The organism is Kitasatospora sp. NPDC056783 (assembly GCF_042789895.1).
Classification (GTDB): Bacteria; Actinomycetota; Actinomycetes; order Streptomycetales; family Streptomycetaceae; genus Kitasatospora.
Genome location: NZ_JBHUAF010000182.1, coordinates 1 through 16,215, shown reverse-complemented (window position 1 = coordinate 16,215; position 16,215 = coordinate 1). Strand labels below are relative to the sequence as shown.

Sequence of the window (16,215 nt, the reverse complement as noted above, 5' to 3'; positions counted from 1 at the left end):
CCCGGTCAGACAGGGCCCGGTCAGACAGGGCCCGGCCGGCCCGCCCCACGACGGGAGCGGGCCGGCCGACCCGGGCGGGCGGGCCTACTTGTCCAGATGCGCCAGGAAGTCCAGCAGGGCCTCGGTCACCTCGGCCGGGCGCTCCTGCTGCGTCCAGTGCCCCGTCTCCGGGAGCCGGACGTGTCGGTGCAGCCGGGGCGTCAGGTTCGTCAGCAGCCACTCCACCACCTCCGGCGCGACCATCGCGTTCACCAGGTCCCGCTCGCCGACCACGTACAGCGCGGGCACGTCGATCCGCACACCCGTGAACGGCGCCATCAGCTCGGCGTTCCGGTCGATGTTGCGGTACCAGTTGAGGCCCCCGGTGAAGGCGCGCTCGCCGTGCCGGGCGTAGTCGGCGGCGAAGACGTCGAGGTCCGCGTCGGTGAGCCAGTCCGGCAGGCGCTCCGGCTCCGGGACGGTGTCCAGCAGCGTCCTGCCCTCGGGGACGACCCACGGCCGCGGCTCTCCCTCGGGCTGGAGGCCGCAGAGGATCCGGCGCAGGCTGGACTTGACGTCGGCCGCCAGCTCGGCGTCGGCCCGGCCCGGCTCCTGGAAGTAGATCTGGTAGAAGCCCTCACCGAACGTCTCCCGGGCTCCCGACAGGGCGCTGGGGCCGGCCGGCAGCGGCGGCACGCTCAGCCCGGCCACCCCGCGCACCAGGTCCGGCCGCAGCGCCGCGAGGCCCCAGGCCAGCGGCGCGCCCCAGTCGTGCCCGACCACGACCGCCGGGCCCCCGCCCAGCGCGCCGATCAGGGCGGTGACGTCGCCCATCAGGTGCAGCACGGTGTACGCGTCGATCCGCTCGGGCTGCTCGCTGCGGGCGTACCCGCGCTGGTCCGGCGCGACCACCCGGTAGCCGGCCTCGGCGAGCGGCGCGAACTGGTGGCGCCAGGAGTACCAGCTCTCCGGGAAGCCGTGCAGCAGCAGGACCAGCGGCCCCTCACCCTGCTCCGCGTAGTGCAGCCGTACCCCGTTGACCTCGACCTCGTGGTGCTTGATCGCGTCGTTCAACTCGCAACTCCCCATTCGTTCGGCTACGTCCACTCCCGACCCTGCCCACCCGGCCGCGCCCGGAACCCCACCGCTCACCGCACCGGGGCCCCACCGCTCGCCGCCTCCGGCGGAACGGACGAGGCCGCCCCGGAGTTCCGGGACGGCCTCGATACCAAGCGAATTGACTGATCGTCAGTTGATCGTGTAGCTGTACGGGATCGCCGCGAGCACCGAACCGGTGGTGTTCAGGGCGTTGTTGGCGGTGGCCACGCCGGTCGGACCGGACACCAGGTACAGCACGCCCTTGACGGTGCTGCCCTTCGGGCCGGTCGGGGTCAGCGTCACCTGGAACGAGCCGGTGGCGCCGGGGGCGACGGTCACCGGGGTGGCGGCCGCGGCCGAGGCGTTCACCGAGGCGGCGTACGGGTCACCGGTGCTGGAGGTCAGCGCCGGGTCGAAGGCCTGGGTGTGCGCGGTGGCCGTGATGGTGGAGGTGCCGGCCGGCGCGCCCGCGTTGGTGAACGGGCCGATCTGCTGGACGAAGGTGCTCCAGGTGCCGGGGACGATCGGCTGCTCGGCGGTGCCGTTGTCGGTGGCGACCGAGACGGTGGAGCCGTTCTGGGCCTTCGTCAGATCGCCGAACAGGTCCGGCGATCCGGCGGTGCCGCTCATCTCGATCTGGGCGGACGTCGAGGAAGCGGCCACGGCCTTGAGGCGGTCGGTGCCCGGCGGCACCAGGAAGGACGGCACCGTGGAGCTGAGGCTCAGCGGCAGGGTGACGGTCGCCGAGGCGCCCTGCGGCACCAGCGGCAGGTCGACCCGGCGGTCCAGCCGGCCGTCGGCCGCGATCCGCTGGGTGGCGACGGTGTTGTTGGTGTAGTTCACCTGGACGGCGACCGGCTTGCCGGCCGCCAGCCTGGTCCGCGCGTCGTTCGGCAGCCCGGCCGCGGTGGCCTGGTTCCGGTTGAACGCCACGGTGCCGGCGAAGTCCTGGGAGAGCTCCTGGCCGCTGACCGGGCCGAGCACGTTCAGGACGAACCGCCAGCGGCCCGCCGCCGGGTCGACGGCGGTGGCGGAGACGCCGTTGCCGGTGCCGGTCAGGTTGCCCTGGGCGTCGAACAGCCCGTTGCCCTCGATGTCGATCGGGGTGCCGTTCGGGCTGATCAGCGCGCCCTGCAGGAGCAGCTTGGCGTCCTTGGCGACGGTCAGGCCGACCCGCAGGTCCTTCTGGCCCTTCGGGACGTCGAAGGCGTACGAGAAGCTCTGCGTCGGCGAGACGTTGCGGGCGTTGCCACCGGTGATGGTGCCGGTGAAGGTGCCCTTGCCGTCGCTCACCGGGACGAGGCTGCGCAGCGTGACCGGCACGCTGGTGGTGTTGCCGTCGGAGCCGGAGACCACGACGGCCTCGCTGGAGTCACCGCTGGTGGCCGGGGTGGTGAGCTGGACCTTGAGGGTCTTGGTCTGGCCCGGCTTCAGGTCGGTGGTGCCGGGGCTCACCGCGCCGGCCGGCACCGCGCGCTGGGTGGCGGTGCCGAACTGGACGACGCCGGTGTAACCGGCCTTGCCCGCCGGGGTGTAGAGGACCGCGGTCCACTCGCCGGCCACCGGGTGCGGGACGTCCACCAGGCCGAAGTTCGCCGGGGTGGCGCCGCCCTGCGGGCGGGTGTTGGTCTCGAAGCGGCCCGACGGGTCGAGCAGCGTCAGGCGGACCACCGGCCCGTTGGAGACCGGGTTGGGCGCGCCCTGCCAGGCGATCGAGGCCGCGAGGCGGTCGGCGCCGGCCGGGACGGTGAACTTGACCTGCTTCTGCACCCAGTCGGTGCCGTTGGTCGCGTACTTGAAGGTGTCCGTCGAGGCCGAGTCCAGCTGGACGCTCCGCTGGTCGGCGGACTGCGGGGCGAAGCGGCGGGTCGTGGCGCTCACCGTCCGGGTGCTGTCACCGGTGTTGGTGACGGACACGTCGGCGGTGTGGGTCGAACCGGGCGTGCCGGCGATGTCGACCTGGCCGGTGTCGACCACGACGGTCTTCGCCCCGGGGGTGCCGTCCCCGTCGTCGTAGCCGCGGGCGGCCTCGACGGCGGCGCGGACGTTCAGCAGGCCCGCGCCCTGCTCCTCGGCCGGGACGCCGAGGTCGGTGGCGGTGCCGGTGAGGAACTTCTTCACCAGCGCCGGGGCGGGCGAGTCGCCGCCGTGGGTGTCGCGGTAGGCCTGGATGACCAGGGCGGCGGCGCCGGTGACGAACGGGGCCGACTGGCTGGTGCCGCCGAACGGCTGGATCGGCGAGGGCCGGCCGTTGTAGCCGGTGCACTCGGTGTACTTGGCCGGGTCCGGCGTGCAGACCGACCAGTCCGACTCGCCGGGGGCGACCAGGTCGACGGTCCGCCCGGCCTGGGTGAAGCCGCCCGAGGAGAGCGCGGAGATCCGGTTGTCGCTCCAGGTCCTGTTGGAGAACTGGGAGGCCGCGTAACCGGTCTGCTGGTAGTTCTGGTTGTCGGTGGAGGCGCCGACCGCGATCACGTACGGGTCGGTGGCCGGGGTGCCGACGGTGCCGCTGAGGCCGGCGTCGCCGCTGGAGACGGCCACGGTGACACCGGCCTTGACGGCCTGCTCGTTGAAGAGCGAGATGGTGTCGTGCGCGCCGCTGTCCGGGGTGACGTTGCCGCCGAAGGACTCGTTCAGGACGTCCACGTGGGCGACCCGCACCGCGTAGTCGATCGACTGGAGGATCGAGGAGTTGGACATCATCTCGCCGCCGGCCTTCAGCGCGACCAGGTCGGCGTCCGGGGCGAGGCCGCGGATGCGGATGTTGCAGCCGGCCGGGAGCGGGTGCGAGGCGTTGACGAACTTCGAGACGTCGTACACCTGGCGGCCCTGGGAGATGACCGCCGAGGCGTCGCCGAAGGCCTCCGCCGCGCCGCTCGGCGCGTCCCAGCCGTCGCCCGCGAAGTCCTGGTAGTCGACCACGGCGTGGGAGCCGTCGGCCCGGATGAAGTCCGGGTTGTTCGGGTCGAGCGCGTCGGCGATGTAGGCGACCTTGACGCCCTTGCCGGTGGCCAGGTCCTCCACGCCGGGCTTGCCGTTGCCGGTGACGGCCCGGGTCGAGTACAGGCCCTCCGGCTCCAGCAGCGGCTTGCTCGGGTCGGAGGGGCAGACCGTGTTGGTGGCGTTCTCCTCGGCGCCCCGACCGTTGCTGCCCGGAACGGCCTGCGGAGCGGTGGCGTTCTTGGGCGCCTCGGCCCCGGCGGCCGCGTCCTTGGCCGCCTTCGCCTTGCCGGCGGCCGGCGGGGCGACCTGGACCTGGGTGTCCGCCACCACGGCGGAGACGGCCGGGTCCGCCTGGAGCCGGGCGCGCAGGGCGGGGCCGACCTTGGCCGAGAAGGCGTTGCCGACCACGAACGTCTTGATGTCGGTACCGCCGGCCGCCTTGACCTCGTCCAGCAGCGGCGCCTGCGCGGCGGCGGCCTTCTGCTGCCGGGCGCCCAGGTGGCCGTGGTCGGCCGGGGCGTCCGCGATCTGGTCCTTGAGGATCACGATCACCGGTACCGGGGTCCCGTCCGGGGACGCCGCCTGGGCGTTCCGCGGTTCGGGGGCCGGCGCCGCGGTGGCCATGGTTCCCAGGCTCAGGACCATGGACGCGGCGGTGACCGAGACGGCGGCTGCTAGCTGGGTTTTCCGCCAGCCGATCATGTAAATCCTCTCGTCAAATGAAAGAGCTGACGCATTCCAACGCACCTGAGAGGATCACGACAAGAGGGTAAATCCCCATCAGAAAGTAAAGTTGACCATCAATCAGTAAAATTCACGGAGGATATCGGGCCGAATCGGCATCTTTCAGCCGATCGGCCCTGATCGGATCCGGCCGCTCGGCCGGGCGGCGGGGAGCCCGGGTCAGTACCCGGCCGACCGCTCCCGGGCGTCCGCCAGGTCCTCGGCGGTCGGCGCGTCGTCCTGGGTCAGCCGGTGGCGCCAGTACCCGGTGAAGTCGATGTCCGCCTTCGGCACCCCCTGCTCCTCGACCAGGTACCGCCGGATCGCCCGGACCGCGCCCGCCTCGCCGGCCAGCCAGACGAAGGGCTCGCCGCCCGGCAGGACGGCGTCCCGGAGCGCCTCGGCCAGCACGGCGCCCGGGGCGGCGCCGTCGCGGTGCAGCCACTCGACCTCCAGCTCGGCGCGGCTCTCCAGCTCCTGACGCTCCGCCCGGTCGGCGACCTCGATCCACAGGTACGCCCGCACGCCCTCGGGCAGCGCCTCGACCAGCGTCGCGATCGCCGGCAGCGCGGTCTCGTCCCCGGCCAGCAGCACCCAGTCGGCGGCGGCCGCGGCCTCGGCGAACGGCACCGCCGGGCCGTACAGCGCGGAGGGGCCGACCATCCCGAGCCGGTCCCCGGGCCGGGCCCGAAGCGCCCAGGCGGCGGCCGGGCCGGTGTCGCCGTGCAGCACGAAGTCGATCTCGACCAGCCGGGTGCCGGGCCGCCGGCGGCGCACGGTGAAGCCGCGCAGCAGCGGGCGCTCGGCCTCGGGGATCGCCAGGTAGGCCCGGTACCAGCCCATCGGGTCGTCCTGCCGGGCGGGCAGCACCGGCCGGCGCTGTCCCGGGCGCGGGAAGCAGAGCTTGACCTGCTGGTCGGGCGCGCCGCCGACGGTGTCGGGCAGTTCCTCGGCGGCGAAGGTGATCCGGGCGGTGCGCGGCGTGATCCGGCGGACCTCGACGACCTCGGCGAAGGTGACGGGCAATGTCATCGCGAAACCCCTTCGATTGGTAACCTTACGGCATAAAGAGTTGCCGTGGTGGCGATACTTTACGCCATAAGGAGATGCCGGATGACCGTCTATGCCGGGCAGGGCGACGCCCAGCGCTCACTGGCCCTGCTCTGGGGCGCGCCCGAGGAGCCCCGCACCGGGCGCAGCGGCCCCAGACCGGGCCTGACGGTGGACGCCATCGTGTCGGCCGCGATCGCGGTGGCCGACACCGAGGGCATGACCGCGCTGTCAATGCGCGCCGTCGGCGAGCGGCTCGGCCGCACCGCGATGGCGCTCTACACCTACGTGCCCGGCAAGGCCGAACTGCTCGACCTGATGCACGACCGGGTGCTCGCCGAACTCCCCACCGGGCAGCGGACGGTGGGCGGCTGGCAAGAGGCCGTCACCGCCTGGGCCGAGGAACTGTACGCCTGCTACCTGCGCCACCCCTGGGTGCTCCAGGTCTCGCAGGCCCGCCCGGTCCTCGGACCGGCCGAACTCGCCGCGATGGAGGCCCTGTTGGCGGCGTTGCGGCCGGCCGGGCTGCCGCCGCTGCGGCTGCGCGGGGCGGTCGCCGCGCTCTGGCAGTTCGTGCGCGGGCTGGCCGCCGCCACCGCCGACGCGCGCGGCGCGGCGGCCGCCACCGGCGTCACCGACGAGGACTGGTGGTCCGCCCGCTCGGCCCGACTGGCCGAGCTGGCACCGGACTTCGCGGAGCGCTTCCCCCTGCTCACCGCCCTCCAGGGCGCCGGCGGGGGCAGCCCGGAGGACGGCCGTCTTGAGGCGTTCCGCGGCGGGCTCGCCGTCCTGCTGGACGGCATCGCGGCGGCGGCGGAACCCTCGTCGGAGCCCCCGGGAGACAGGGCTTGGGGCACGGCTTGGGCCGACACGGCCTAACCGCGGCGGGCGGCCGGGATCGCCAGCAGGACGCCGAGCGCCGTCATGACGGCGTACCCGGCGGTCTCGTGCCCCTCCGGCACCAGGAACCGGACGAACCCGAACAGCCGGAAGCCGGCGATCCAGCCGGACACCAGTCCGGAGGCGCCGCCGACGATCAACACGAAACCGAGGTAGCCGAGCAGGGTCTTCATGCTCCCGAGCGTAGGAAGCCGCCCGGGGCCGGACATCCGACTTTCGGCGCGGGGAGGCGCCACCAAAGTCGTCCGCTCCCCGCGCGGCTCCGGACGGAGCAGCAGGTCCGGCGGCCCGGCGGCGGCCCGGGTACGTTCGCCGTGTGCTCCCCACCTACGCGGCGCAGAAGAAACCTTCCGTCACCAGGGCCGCGGCCGGCGCCGCCGCCTCCGCCCTGGTGCTCGCCGTGGCCGCCCCGGCGGCCCTCGCCCAGGACTCCGTCACCCCCGTCGGCGGGGAGCGGCTCGGCCGCCCTGCCGTCCGAGCTGACCGGCCGGTCCTGGCTGATCGCCGACGCGGCCACCGGCGAGGTGCTCGCCGCCCGCGACGCCCATCTGCCGCTGCCCCCGGCCAGCACCCTCAAGATGCTGTTCGCGGACACCGTGCTGCCCAAGTTCGACCGCTCGACGGAACACAAGGTCACCCCGGCCGAGCTGGCCAGCCTCGGCGCCGGCAGCAGCCTGGTCGGCGTCAAGGAGGACCTGCCGTACCGGGTCGAGGACCTCTGGCGGGGCGTCTTCCTCAGCTCCGGCAACGACGCCGTCCACGTCCTCGCCCACATGAACGGCGGCATCCAGCGCACCGTCGGGGAGATGCAGGACCGCGCCCGGACGCTCCAGGCCCGCGACACCAAGGTCGTCTCCCCCGACGGCTACGACATGGACGGCCAGGTCTCCTCCGCCTACGACCTCACCCTGTTCGCCCGGGCCGGGCTGCGCAACGCCGACTTCCGCGCCTACTGCTCCACCCGCACCGCGCGCTTCCCCGGCGGGATGGACAGGACCACCGGCCGGCGCACCAGCTTCGACATCGCCAACACCGACCGGCTGCTCGGCAAGTACCCGGGCCTGATCGGCGTCAAGAACGGCTACACCACCAACGCGGGCGCCACCTTCACCGGCGCCGCCGAGCGCGACGGCCGCACCCTGCTGGTGACGGTGATGCACCCCGAGGCCCAGGGCACCGTCTACGACGAGGCCGCCAGCCTGCTCGACTGGGGCTTCGCCGCCGCCGGGAAGGTCCAGCCGGTCGGCAAGCTGGTCGAGGACACCGCCGCGCCCTCCCCCACCGCCCAAGCCGAGGCCGAGCCGGAGGCCGCCGACCAGCTGCCGCCGTGGTCCCGCCCGGCGATCGGCGGCTCCGGCTCCGGCCTCGCCGCCGCCCTCTGGACGGCCGCCGCGTTCGGCACCGGCCTGGCCGCCTGGGCCACCGCCCGGATCACCACCCGCCGCCGCGCCGCCCCCGCCGTCCCGGAGCCGGCCTACCCCGGGGGCGGCGCCACCGCCGTCGGGGGCGCCACCGGCGCCGGCGCCCGCGGCCACCGCCGGCTGGCCCGCCGCACCCGCGCCCTGCTGCGCACCGCCCGCGCGGCCCGGCCGCCGCGCTGACCGCCGTGTCCGACACGCCCTAGACTTCCGGCCATGACCACGCCCGACTCCTCCGCCGCGGACCGGCTCGCCCGGATCGTCCAGCTCTCCTCGGGGAGCTACCTGCTCGTCACCACCTACAAGAAGGACGGCACCGCCGTGCCGACCCCGGTGTGGGTGGTGCGCGACGGGGAGGCGCTCGGCGTCTGGACCGTCGCGGACTCCTGGAAGGTCAAGCGGATCCGCAACCGCGCGGACGTGCTGGTCGGCCCGTGCGACGTCAAGGGCAGGCCGACCGGCGAGCAGTACCCCGCCACCGCCGAGATCCTCGGCCCCGAGCGCACCGGCGCCTACCGCACTCTGCTGCGTCAGAAGTACGGCCTGCTCGGCGTGCTCACCCTGCTCGGCAGCCGGCTGCGGCGCGGTGAGCGCGGCACCGTCGGCATCCGGATCACCCTGACGGACTGAACAGGGGCCCGACCGGCCACGGGTGCGGGCTCGCCGGCACGCCCGGCCTTCCGACGGACTCCGGCTCCGGGCTGAACCGCGCCTCCATCGCGTCCGCCAGGGTGCGCGGGCGCGGCTCGGCGAGCGAGCGCAGCACGGTCGTGGCGGCGGTCGAGCAGGGGCGTGGACGCGGCCGGCGATTTCGTCGGTGCGTGTCTCCATGGACCCGTCGCCCGCCCGACCGGCTGCCCGACCGGCCGCCCGGGCGCCGGACAGCCGCCGGACATGCCGGGCCGGTCCCCGGTTCGGCCGAGCGCGGTCGGCGGTGGCAGGCTTGACGGCCATGGAACAGAACGAGGCGCCGCCGCTCCCCCTGCTGGTGGTGGACGGCGCGAACGTGGTCGGCTCCGTCCCGGACGGCTGGTGGCGGGACCGGCGGGGCGCCGCCGAGCGGCTGCGGGACGCGCTGGTCGCCGTCGCCGAGCGGGGTGTGCCGGGCCGTCCGGGCCCCCTGGAGGTGGCCCTGGTGGTGGAGGGCGCCGCCCGGGGCGCCGCCGGGGTGCCCGGGGTGCGGGTGGTCGAGGCGACCGGCAGCGGGGACGACCGGATCGTGGACCTCGTCCGGACGGCCCTCGCCGAGGCCCCGGAGCGCCCCTGCCTCGTGGTCACCGCCGACCGCGAACTGCGCTCCCGGGTCGGCGCGTTGGGCGCCGAGGTGACCGGGCCGCGCAGCGTGCGGCCCTAGGCCGTGCCTCATGATCCGCGTCGGATCATGGGACCCGGCCTAGGGCGCGTATTTGGTTGTGATCAAGGGGTGGTGCTGGTGAGGTCTTTGATCCAGATCATCGCGCCGCGAAGGTGGAGGCCGGCGAGGTAGCTCGCAGGGGTTTTGTCGCAGCGGGTGGCGATGCCTCGCCAGGCCTTGAGCTTGTTGATCAGTCGCTCGACGGTGTTGCGTTCCTTGTAGAGCTCGGCGTCGTGGCCGACGGGCCGCCCGCCCCTGCTGCCCTTCTTCTTCCGGTGGGCGGCCTGGTCCCGCTTCTCCGGGATGACGGCCTTAATACGGCGGCCGCGCAGGTGGGCGCGGTTGCCGCGGGACGAGTAGGCCTTGTCCCCGGCGACCGCGTCGGGTCGGGTGCGGGGGCGGCCGACGGGGACACGGACACGGACCTTCTTCAGCACGGGGATGAACTGCGGGCTGTCGGCCGCCTGCCCCTCGGTCAGGATGAACGCCAACGGGCGGCACTTGCGGTCACCCGCGACGTGGACCTTGCTGGTCTGCCCACCCCTGGAGCGTCCGAGCAGGGCTTCCTTCAGGCGGAGTCTGTGCCGGCGTCGGATGCGTCGCCGTTCCTCCCGTTCTGTGTCGTCGACGGCTTCCCGCCCGGCTTGTCCCTCCGTGCCGCCCCCTTTTGCCGGGCGGTCTCCGCTTCGTCGGCGGCCTTCTCCAGGGCGGCCAGCGTGTCGGGATCGAGGTGCATCCCAGCGGCGTCGTGGTGGGCCCGGACAGTCGTGGAGTCCACGCTGACCAGGGACAGGTCCACCTCACCGCGCTTCGCGGCCTCGGCGATCACGCCTTCCAACAACGCCTCGAAGACGCTGGCGTCACGCCACTGGCGGAAGCGGTTCGAGACGGTCGACCAGGCGCCGAACTCCCGCGGCATCTCCCGCCACTGCGCGCTCGTCCTGAAGCGCCAGATCACACCCTCGAACTGCTGCCGCAGCCGCTCGGGGTACGGGCCGTACTCGCCGATCGGCAAGTACGGCCCGATGAACTCCCACTCCGCATCGGATAGCTGCGCTCGCGTCACGCAACATGGTCTACCGGATCAGGACCTGCCCACGCAGGCGAATCACGCAATTGATCACAACCAAATACGGGCCCTAGACCGGCCCCGCGGTGAACACCAGCGAGGCGTTGTGGCCGCCGAAGCCGAAGGAGTTGGTGAGCGCGGCCGCGACGGCGCCGTGGCGTGGCCGGCCGGCCACCACGTCGAGGCCGATCGCCGGGTCGAGCCGGTCCAGGTTGGCGGTCGCCGGGATGACGCCGTCCCGGACGGCGAGGACGGTGGCGATCGCGCCCATCGCGCCGGCCGCGCCGAACAGGTGGCCGGTCATCGACTTGGTGGCAGTGACGGCCGGGTGCGGGCCGACGGCCGCCCGGACCGACTCGGCCTCCGTGAGGTCCCCCGAGGGGGTGGACGTCGCGTGGGCGTGGACGAACCGGATGTCGCCCGGCCCGAGGTCGGCCTCGGCCAGGGCCCGGCGCATCGCGCGGATCTGACCGTCCGGGTGGGCCGCGGTGATGTGGTGGGCGTCGGAGGTGACGCCCGCGCCGGCCAGCACGGCGTGCACCCGGGCGGAGCGCGCGGCGGCGAACTCCGCCCGCTCCAGGACGACCAGGGCGGCCCCCTCGCCGATGACGAACCCGTCCCGGTCGACGTCGAACGGCCGGGACGCCCGCCGCGGCTCGTCGTTGCGGGTGGAGTGCGCCTTGGCCTGGGCGAACCCGGCCAGCGGGAGCGGGTGGACGCACGCCTCGGATCCGCCGGCCACGACCACGTCGGCGCGGCCCAGCCGGATCAGGTCCAGGCCCATCGCGATGGCCTCGGCGCCGGAGGCGCAGGCGCTGACCGGGGTGTGGGCACCGCCCCGCGCGCCGAGTTCGATGCTCACCCACGCCGCCGGCCCGTTCGCCATCAGCATCGGGATGGTGTGCGGGGAGACCTTGCGGACGCCCGAGGCCTCCAGCACGTCGTCCTGCCCGAGCATGGTGAGCGCTCCGCCCGTCCCGGTGCCGATGACCACGGCCAGCCGCTCCGGCTCGACCTCGGGCCGTCCGGCGTCGGCCCAGGCCTCACGGGCGGCGATCAGCGCGATCTGCTCGCACCGGTCCAGCCGGCGGGCCCGCACCCGGTCGAGCACCTCACCCGGTTCGACCCGCAGTCGGCCGGCGATCCGCACCGGCAGCTCGGCCGCCCACTCCTCCTCGATCGCGCTGATCCCGGAGTCCCCGGCCAGCAGCCCGGCCCAGGTCGAGGCGACGTCCCCGCCGAGTGGCGTGGTGGCTCCCATCCCGGTCACCACTGCGTTCATCTGGCAGTCCTCCTCTTTTGTCGGTAGAGCACAGCTCCCGAACCGGGGCCGGTCGAGAGGTGCTCTCGGCATCTGTCACCCTGCCAGGGGACTTGGTGATTCTCGGGCACGGCTCCCGACGGATTCCCCCGGTCAGGGTTTGTAGGGTTTTGCCGATGCGGTACCGCGGACCGGGTGCTGCGCCGCTCGGTGCCCGGAGAACTTCCGGCCGTACGGGAACCATCGCGGCGCCGCGTCCGACTGCTGGGGCGTGAGTGCGAAGTCGCCGGGAGTCCGGCCGTTGAGTGTGCTGGCGGGATTCGTCCTGCTGCTGGTGGTGGTGTTCGTGGTGGCCTACGCGGTGGGCCGCCAGGTGGGGCCGGTGGCGCCCGGGCTGCGGCCGAGCGGCGGGAGCGGCTCGTCGCCCGGGATGGTCGGGCACGACATGGGCGGGATGCGGTGAGCGCCGCCACCGAGGCCGTGGTCGCCACGGACCTCGCGGTCGGCGGGATGACCTGCGCCGCGTGCGTGGGCCGGGTCGAGAAGCGGCTGTCCCGGATCGAGGGGGTGACGGCCGGGGTGAACCTGGCCACCGGGCGGGCCCGGGTGCTGCACCCGGCCGAAGTCGCCGTCACCGAGCTGGTGGCGGCCGTCGAACGAGCGGGCTACACCGCCGATCCGCTGCCCGCCGGGGCGCCGGTCGCCGCGCCGCCCGAGGAGCCGGACGGACGGTGGCGACTGCTGGTCACCGCCCTGCTGGCCGTCCCGGTGCTGGTGCTGTCGATGGTGCCCTCGGCCCAGTTCACCGCCTGGCAGTGGGTCTGCTTCGCCCTCGCCGTCCCGGTGGTGACCTGGGGGTCGGCCGGCTTCCACCGCCGGGCCTGGCAGGGGCTGCGGCACGCGGCGGCGACCATGGACACCCTGGTGAGCCTCGGCGTCCTGGCCTCCTTCGGCTGGTCGACGTACGCGCTGTTCTTCGGCGGGGCCGGCGATCCGGGCATGCGGATGCCGTTCTCGCTGACCGCCGACGGCGGCGGCGCGGCCGACGTGTACCTGGAGGCGGCGGTCGGCGTGCCGCTGTTCGTCCTGGCCGGGCGGTTGCTGGAGGGCCGGGTGCGCCGCCGCGGCGGGTCCGCGCTGCGCGCGCTGGCGGAGCTGGGCGCCAAGCAGGTCTGCCTGCGCCCGCCGGACGGCGAGGAGCGCCTGGTGCCGGTCGAACTGCTGCTGCCCGGGCAGGAATTCGTGGTCCGGCCGGGCGAGCGGGTGGCCACCGACGGGGTGGTGGTCGAGGGAGGTTCGGCGCTGGACCTGAGCCTGCTGACCGGGGAGAGCGTCCCGGTCGAGGTCGGCCCCGGGGATCGGGTGGCGGGCGCCACGGTGAACGTCGGCGGCGCGCTGGTGGTCCGGGCCACGGCCGTCGGCGCGGACACCCAACTGGCCCGGATCACCGCGCTGGTGGCCGAGGCCCAGGCCGGCAAGGCGCGGGCGCAGCGGCTCGCGGACGCGGTGGCCGGGGTGTTCGTGCCCTGTGTGCTGGCGGTCGCGGCGAGCGTGCTGGGTTTCTGGCTGGGCGCGGGCGCGGCCCCGCGGGCGGCGGTGACGGCGGCGGTGGCGGTGCTGGTGGTGGCCTGCCCGTGCGCGCTCGGGCTGGCCACGCCGACGGCGCTGCTGGCGGCCACCGGGCGCGGCGCGGAGCTGGGCGTCCTGGTGCGCGGTCCGGAGGTGCTGGAGAGCCTGCGCCGGGTGGACACCGTGGTGATGGACAAGACCGGGACGCTGACCACCGGCCGGATGGAACTGGCCGCCGTCACCACGGCCGACGGGGTCACCGAGGAGGAGGTGCTGCGGGCGGCGGGCGCCGTCGAGCACCGCTCCGAGCACCCGATCGGCCGGGCCGTCGCGGCGGCGGCCCGGGAGCGCTGCGGTCCGCCGCCGGCCGTGGACGGCTTCGCGTCCGCCACCGGGCTCGGGGTGTCCGGGACGGTCGAGGGCCGGCCCGTCCGGGTGGTGCGGCCGGACGGCACCGTGCTGCCGCCGGACCTCGCCGAGGCGGTCGGGGCCGCCGCGAAGGCGGGCCGCACCGCCGTCGCGGTCGAGCTGGACGGGAGGGCGGCGGCCGTGCTGGCGGTCGGCGACACGCTGCGCCAGGGCAGCTGGCGGGCGCTCCACCGGCTGCGCGGGCTGGGCCTGGAGACCGTCCTGCTGACCGGGGACGGCCCCGGCGCGGCCCGGGCGGTGGCCGCCGAACTGGGCATCGAGCGGGTGCACGCCGGGGCCTCGCCCGAGGACAAGGCCGCGGTGGTGGCGGAACTGCGCGCCGCCGGACGGACGGTCGCGGTGGTCGGCGACGGCGTCAACGACGCGGTGGCACTGGCCTCGGCCGACCTCGGGGTGGCGCTGGCCTCCGGCAGCGACGCCGCGATCGGCGCGGCCGGGCTGACCCTGGTGCGCGGTGACATCGAGGCCGTGGTGGACGCGGTCCGGCTGGCCCGGCGGACCCTGGCCACGATCCGGGTCAACCTGCTGTGGGCCTTCGGCTACAACCTGGTGCTGATCCCGCTGGCGGCGGTCGGGCTGCTCAACCCGATGCTGGCGTCGGTCGCGATGTCGCTCAGCTCGCTGCTCGTGGTGGGCAACAGCCTGCGGCTGCGCACCTGGGAACCGGGCCGGGGCGGCTCCGCGCGACGGGGAGGACTGCGGTGAAGGCGGTCGAACGGCTCGTGGTGGCCGGCCCGCCGGTCGGCGCGGCGCTGCTCGCCCTGGTCCTGCTCACCGGCTGGACGGTGGTCGGCGGGGCCGGCCGCGCCCGACCGGTCGGGGCCGGGCCGGGCTGGGTACTGCTGCCGGCCGCGGGCGCGTCCCCCGCCACGGCGGCGTTCTTCACGATCCGCAACCCGGGCGACGTCCCGGACGAACTGACCGGCGCCACCTGGGAGTTCAGCGGCCGGATCACCCCGAAGCGGCACCTGCACCAGGGGGCGGCGGGCCGCTGGGAAGCGGCGGCCCTGGCGGTGCCGGGCGGCGGCGAACTGCGGATGTCCCCGGAGGACTCCGATCTGATGATCGCCGACCCGCCGCCGCTGCGGGCCGGCCAGTGGGTGGAGTTCACCCTCACCTTCCGGCACAGCCCGCCGCTGCGGCTCGGCGCGCAGGTCCTGCCGGCGGCCGAGCGGCCGCGCTGACGGCAGGACGACAGGACGGAAGGACGGCAGGACGGAAGGACGGCAGGACGGAAGGACGGCAGGGCCACCCCCTGGGGGCGATCCGGCCTCCTGCCGTCCTGGGTGGCCGCTCAGGCCACCGGGCCGCGCTCGCCGAGGATCTCCTCGACGGAGCGGCGCGGGGTGGCCGCTCCGGGCGGGCCGTAGCCGGTGCGCAGCACCAGCTGGACGTGGCCCGGCCCGGCGGCCGGGTCGCGCAGCGCCCAGCGGGTGTCCGGCCACTCGATCGCCTGGTGCCAGATGGTGAGCCGTAGGCCGTGCAGGGTGGCCAGCAGCCAGACCCGCTCCAGCGCCTGTCCGGTGCGCAGCCAGTCGAGCGGACCGTCGCCGGGGGTGGTGAGGGTGCACAGCTGGGGCAGCGCCTCGAAGCGGCGGGAGGGCTGGGCGGGGCCCTGCGGCGGGTGGCCGGAGAACTCGCGCATCGGCACCCGGGCCTCATGGTCCTGCGGGCCGAGCGCGGAGCGCGGGATGCCGTCCTCGGCGCTGCCGTCGTCGGGCCGCAGCCAGGCGCGGGTCTCGGCGGTCCGGGCCGGGTCGGCGGCGTTGCGGCTCTCCGCCTCGGCGGTCAGGTCCAGGACCCGCCGTACGCCCTCCTCCTCCAGCGCGGCCAGCGCCACGCCCTCGGCGCGGGCAGCCTCGATCAGCTCGCCGATCACGGCCTCGGGCACGTCACGCTGGGCGAAGGGCTCGCGGCTGGTGTGCCGGGCGGCGATGGCGGGGTAGAGGTCGCGGCCGAAGGGCACCGCCGCGGCGGCGGGGCGGGAGAGGTCGAACACGGCGAGCAGTTCGGGTTCGGCGACCTCCGGCAGCAGCCGGACCAGCGGTTCGCGGTCCAGCTGCCCGGCCGCCACCCGCAGGTTGAACACGGCCGCGCCGACCGCGATGTGCACGGCGGCGCCGACCGGGTCGGCCAGCGGTGCGGTGCGCCCGGTGTCGGCGTACACGGCGAGCCCGCGCCCGTCCGGGGTCGGTACGAAGCGCCAGGGCTGGCTGTTGTGCAGCGACGGCGCCGCGCCGCCCGCGGCGGCCAGCAGACGCAGGTCGGCTGCGCTGAGCATCTGGGTGAGAGCCGGGTCGAGCGTCATGGCGTTCCACTCCTTCAACCGCGGGGCTTCGGCTGCGGGGCCCGCGGGCGGGCGTCCGGGGTCCGCTGCTTCCGAGCGTGCGCCCCCTCGACGCCGGGCGACAGGGCCTTAGGC

General features: G+C 74.9%; 13 protein-coding genes and 1 pseudogene. 7 read left to right on the top strand and 7 right to left on the bottom strand.

Going from position 1 to position 16,215, the window contains the following annotated elements:
- Window positions 1-84: 84 nt before the first annotated feature.
- The 3 genes from ACFRMQ_RS24165 to ACFRMQ_RS24155 all read right to left on the bottom strand — a co-directional run bounded on the left by ACFRMQ_RS24165 (window position 85) and on the right by ACFRMQ_RS24155 (window position 5,775).
- Window positions 85-1,068: an alpha/beta fold hydrolase gene (locus tag ACFRMQ_RS24165; RefSeq protein WP_380732682.1), complete on the bottom strand. Its 984-nt coding sequence runs from the start codon at window positions 1,066-1,068 to the stop codon at window positions 85-87.
- A gap of 159 nt (window positions 1,069-1,227) precedes the next feature.
- Window positions 1,228-4,644 carry a S8 family serine peptidase gene (locus ACFRMQ_RS24160; protein ID WP_380732681.1) on the bottom strand — a complete coding sequence of 1,139 codons (3,417 nt, stop codon included), beginning with the start codon at window positions 4,642-4,644 and terminating at the stop codon, window positions 1,228-1,230.
- Window positions 4,645-4,923: 279 nt separating this feature from the next.
- Window positions 4,924-5,775: a siderophore-interacting protein gene (locus ACFRMQ_RS24155; protein ID WP_380732680.1), complete on the bottom strand. Its 852-nt coding sequence runs from the start codon at window positions 5,773-5,775 to the stop codon at window positions 4,924-4,926.
- A gap of 81 nt (window positions 5,776-5,856) precedes the next feature.
- Here ACFRMQ_RS24155 and ACFRMQ_RS24150 point away from each other — a divergent pair, with 81 nt between their 5' ends.
- Entirely contained in the window at window positions 5,857-6,672 is an 816-nt protein-coding gene (locus ACFRMQ_RS24150) for a TetR/AcrR family transcriptional regulator (RefSeq protein ID WP_380732679.1), read from the top strand.
- Here ACFRMQ_RS24150 and ACFRMQ_RS24145 read toward each other — a convergent pair.
- Complete coding sequence (locus tag ACFRMQ_RS24145; RefSeq protein WP_380732678.1) at window positions 6,669-6,866, bottom strand: hypothetical protein; 198 nt, start codon at window positions 6,864-6,866, stop codon at window positions 6,669-6,671. The genes ACFRMQ_RS24150 and ACFRMQ_RS24145 overlap by 4 nt on opposite strands.
- 351 nt (window positions 6,867-7,217) lie before the next feature.
- Here ACFRMQ_RS24145 and ACFRMQ_RS24140 point away from each other — a divergent pair, with 351 nt between their 5' ends.
- From ACFRMQ_RS24140 to ACFRMQ_RS24130, 3 genes are all read left to right on the top strand, one after another.
- Window positions 7,218-8,294 carry a D-alanyl-D-alanine carboxypeptidase family protein gene (locus ACFRMQ_RS24140; RefSeq protein ID WP_380732677.1) on the top strand — a complete coding sequence of 359 codons (1,077 nt, stop codon included), beginning with the start codon at window positions 7,218-7,220 and terminating at the stop codon, window positions 8,292-8,294.
- A 33-nt stretch (window positions 8,295-8,327) separates the two neighbouring features.
- Window positions 8,328-8,741, top strand: coding sequence for a PPOX class F420-dependent oxidoreductase (locus tag ACFRMQ_RS24135; RefSeq protein ID WP_380732676.1), 414 nt, complete (start codon window positions 8,328-8,330; stop codon window positions 8,739-8,741).
- A 322-nt stretch (window positions 8,742-9,063) separates the two neighbouring features.
- A complete protein-coding gene (locus tag ACFRMQ_RS24130) occupies window positions 9,064-9,465 on the top strand; it encodes an NTP pyrophosphohydrolase (protein ID WP_380732675.1) in 402 nt (133 codons plus the stop codon).
- A gap of 62 nt (window positions 9,466-9,527) precedes the next feature.
- On the opposite strand, the pseudogene ACFRMQ_RS24125 reads toward ACFRMQ_RS24130, so the two are convergent.
- Window positions 9,528-10,531, bottom strand: a pseudogene (locus ACFRMQ_RS24125) (IS5 family transposase).
- Between the two features lie 73 nt (window positions 10,532-10,604).
- Entirely contained in the window at window positions 10,605-11,816 is a 1,212-nt protein-coding gene (locus ACFRMQ_RS24120) for a beta-ketoacyl-[acyl-carrier-protein] synthase family protein (protein WP_380732674.1), read from the bottom strand.
- A gap of 280 nt (window positions 11,817-12,096) precedes the next feature.
- Here ACFRMQ_RS24120 and ACFRMQ_RS24115 point away from each other — a divergent pair, with 280 nt between their 5' ends.
- Genes ACFRMQ_RS24115 through ACFRMQ_RS24105 form a run of 3 tightly spaced genes read left to right on the top strand, consistent with a single transcriptional unit; the run spans window position 12,097 to window position 14,977 of the window.
- Window positions 12,097-12,258, top strand: coding sequence for a hypothetical protein (locus ACFRMQ_RS24115; protein WP_380732672.1), 162 nt, complete (start codon window positions 12,097-12,099; stop codon window positions 12,256-12,258).
- Window positions 12,255-14,498 (top strand): heavy metal translocating P-type ATPase, encoded by a 2,244-nt coding sequence (locus ACFRMQ_RS24110; protein ID WP_380732671.1) that lies wholly within the window; start codon window positions 12,255-12,257, stop codon window positions 14,496-14,498. Before ACFRMQ_RS24115 ends, ACFRMQ_RS24110 begins: the two co-directional genes overlap by 4 nt.
- Window positions 14,495-14,977, top strand: a complete 483-nt coding sequence (locus tag ACFRMQ_RS24105; protein WP_380732670.1) for a copper chaperone PCu(A)C — start codon at window positions 14,495-14,497, stop codon at window positions 14,975-14,977. The genes ACFRMQ_RS24110 and ACFRMQ_RS24105 overlap by 4 nt, the downstream gene beginning before the upstream one ends.
- A gap of 110 nt (window positions 14,978-15,087) precedes the next feature.
- Here the strand turns inward: ACFRMQ_RS24105 and ACFRMQ_RS24100 are convergent, their stop codons facing one another.
- Entirely contained in the window at window positions 15,088-16,101 is a 1,014-nt protein-coding gene (locus ACFRMQ_RS24100; protein ID WP_380732669.1) for an Acg family FMN-binding oxidoreductase, read from the bottom strand.
- Window positions 16,102-16,215 lie beyond the last annotated feature (114 nt).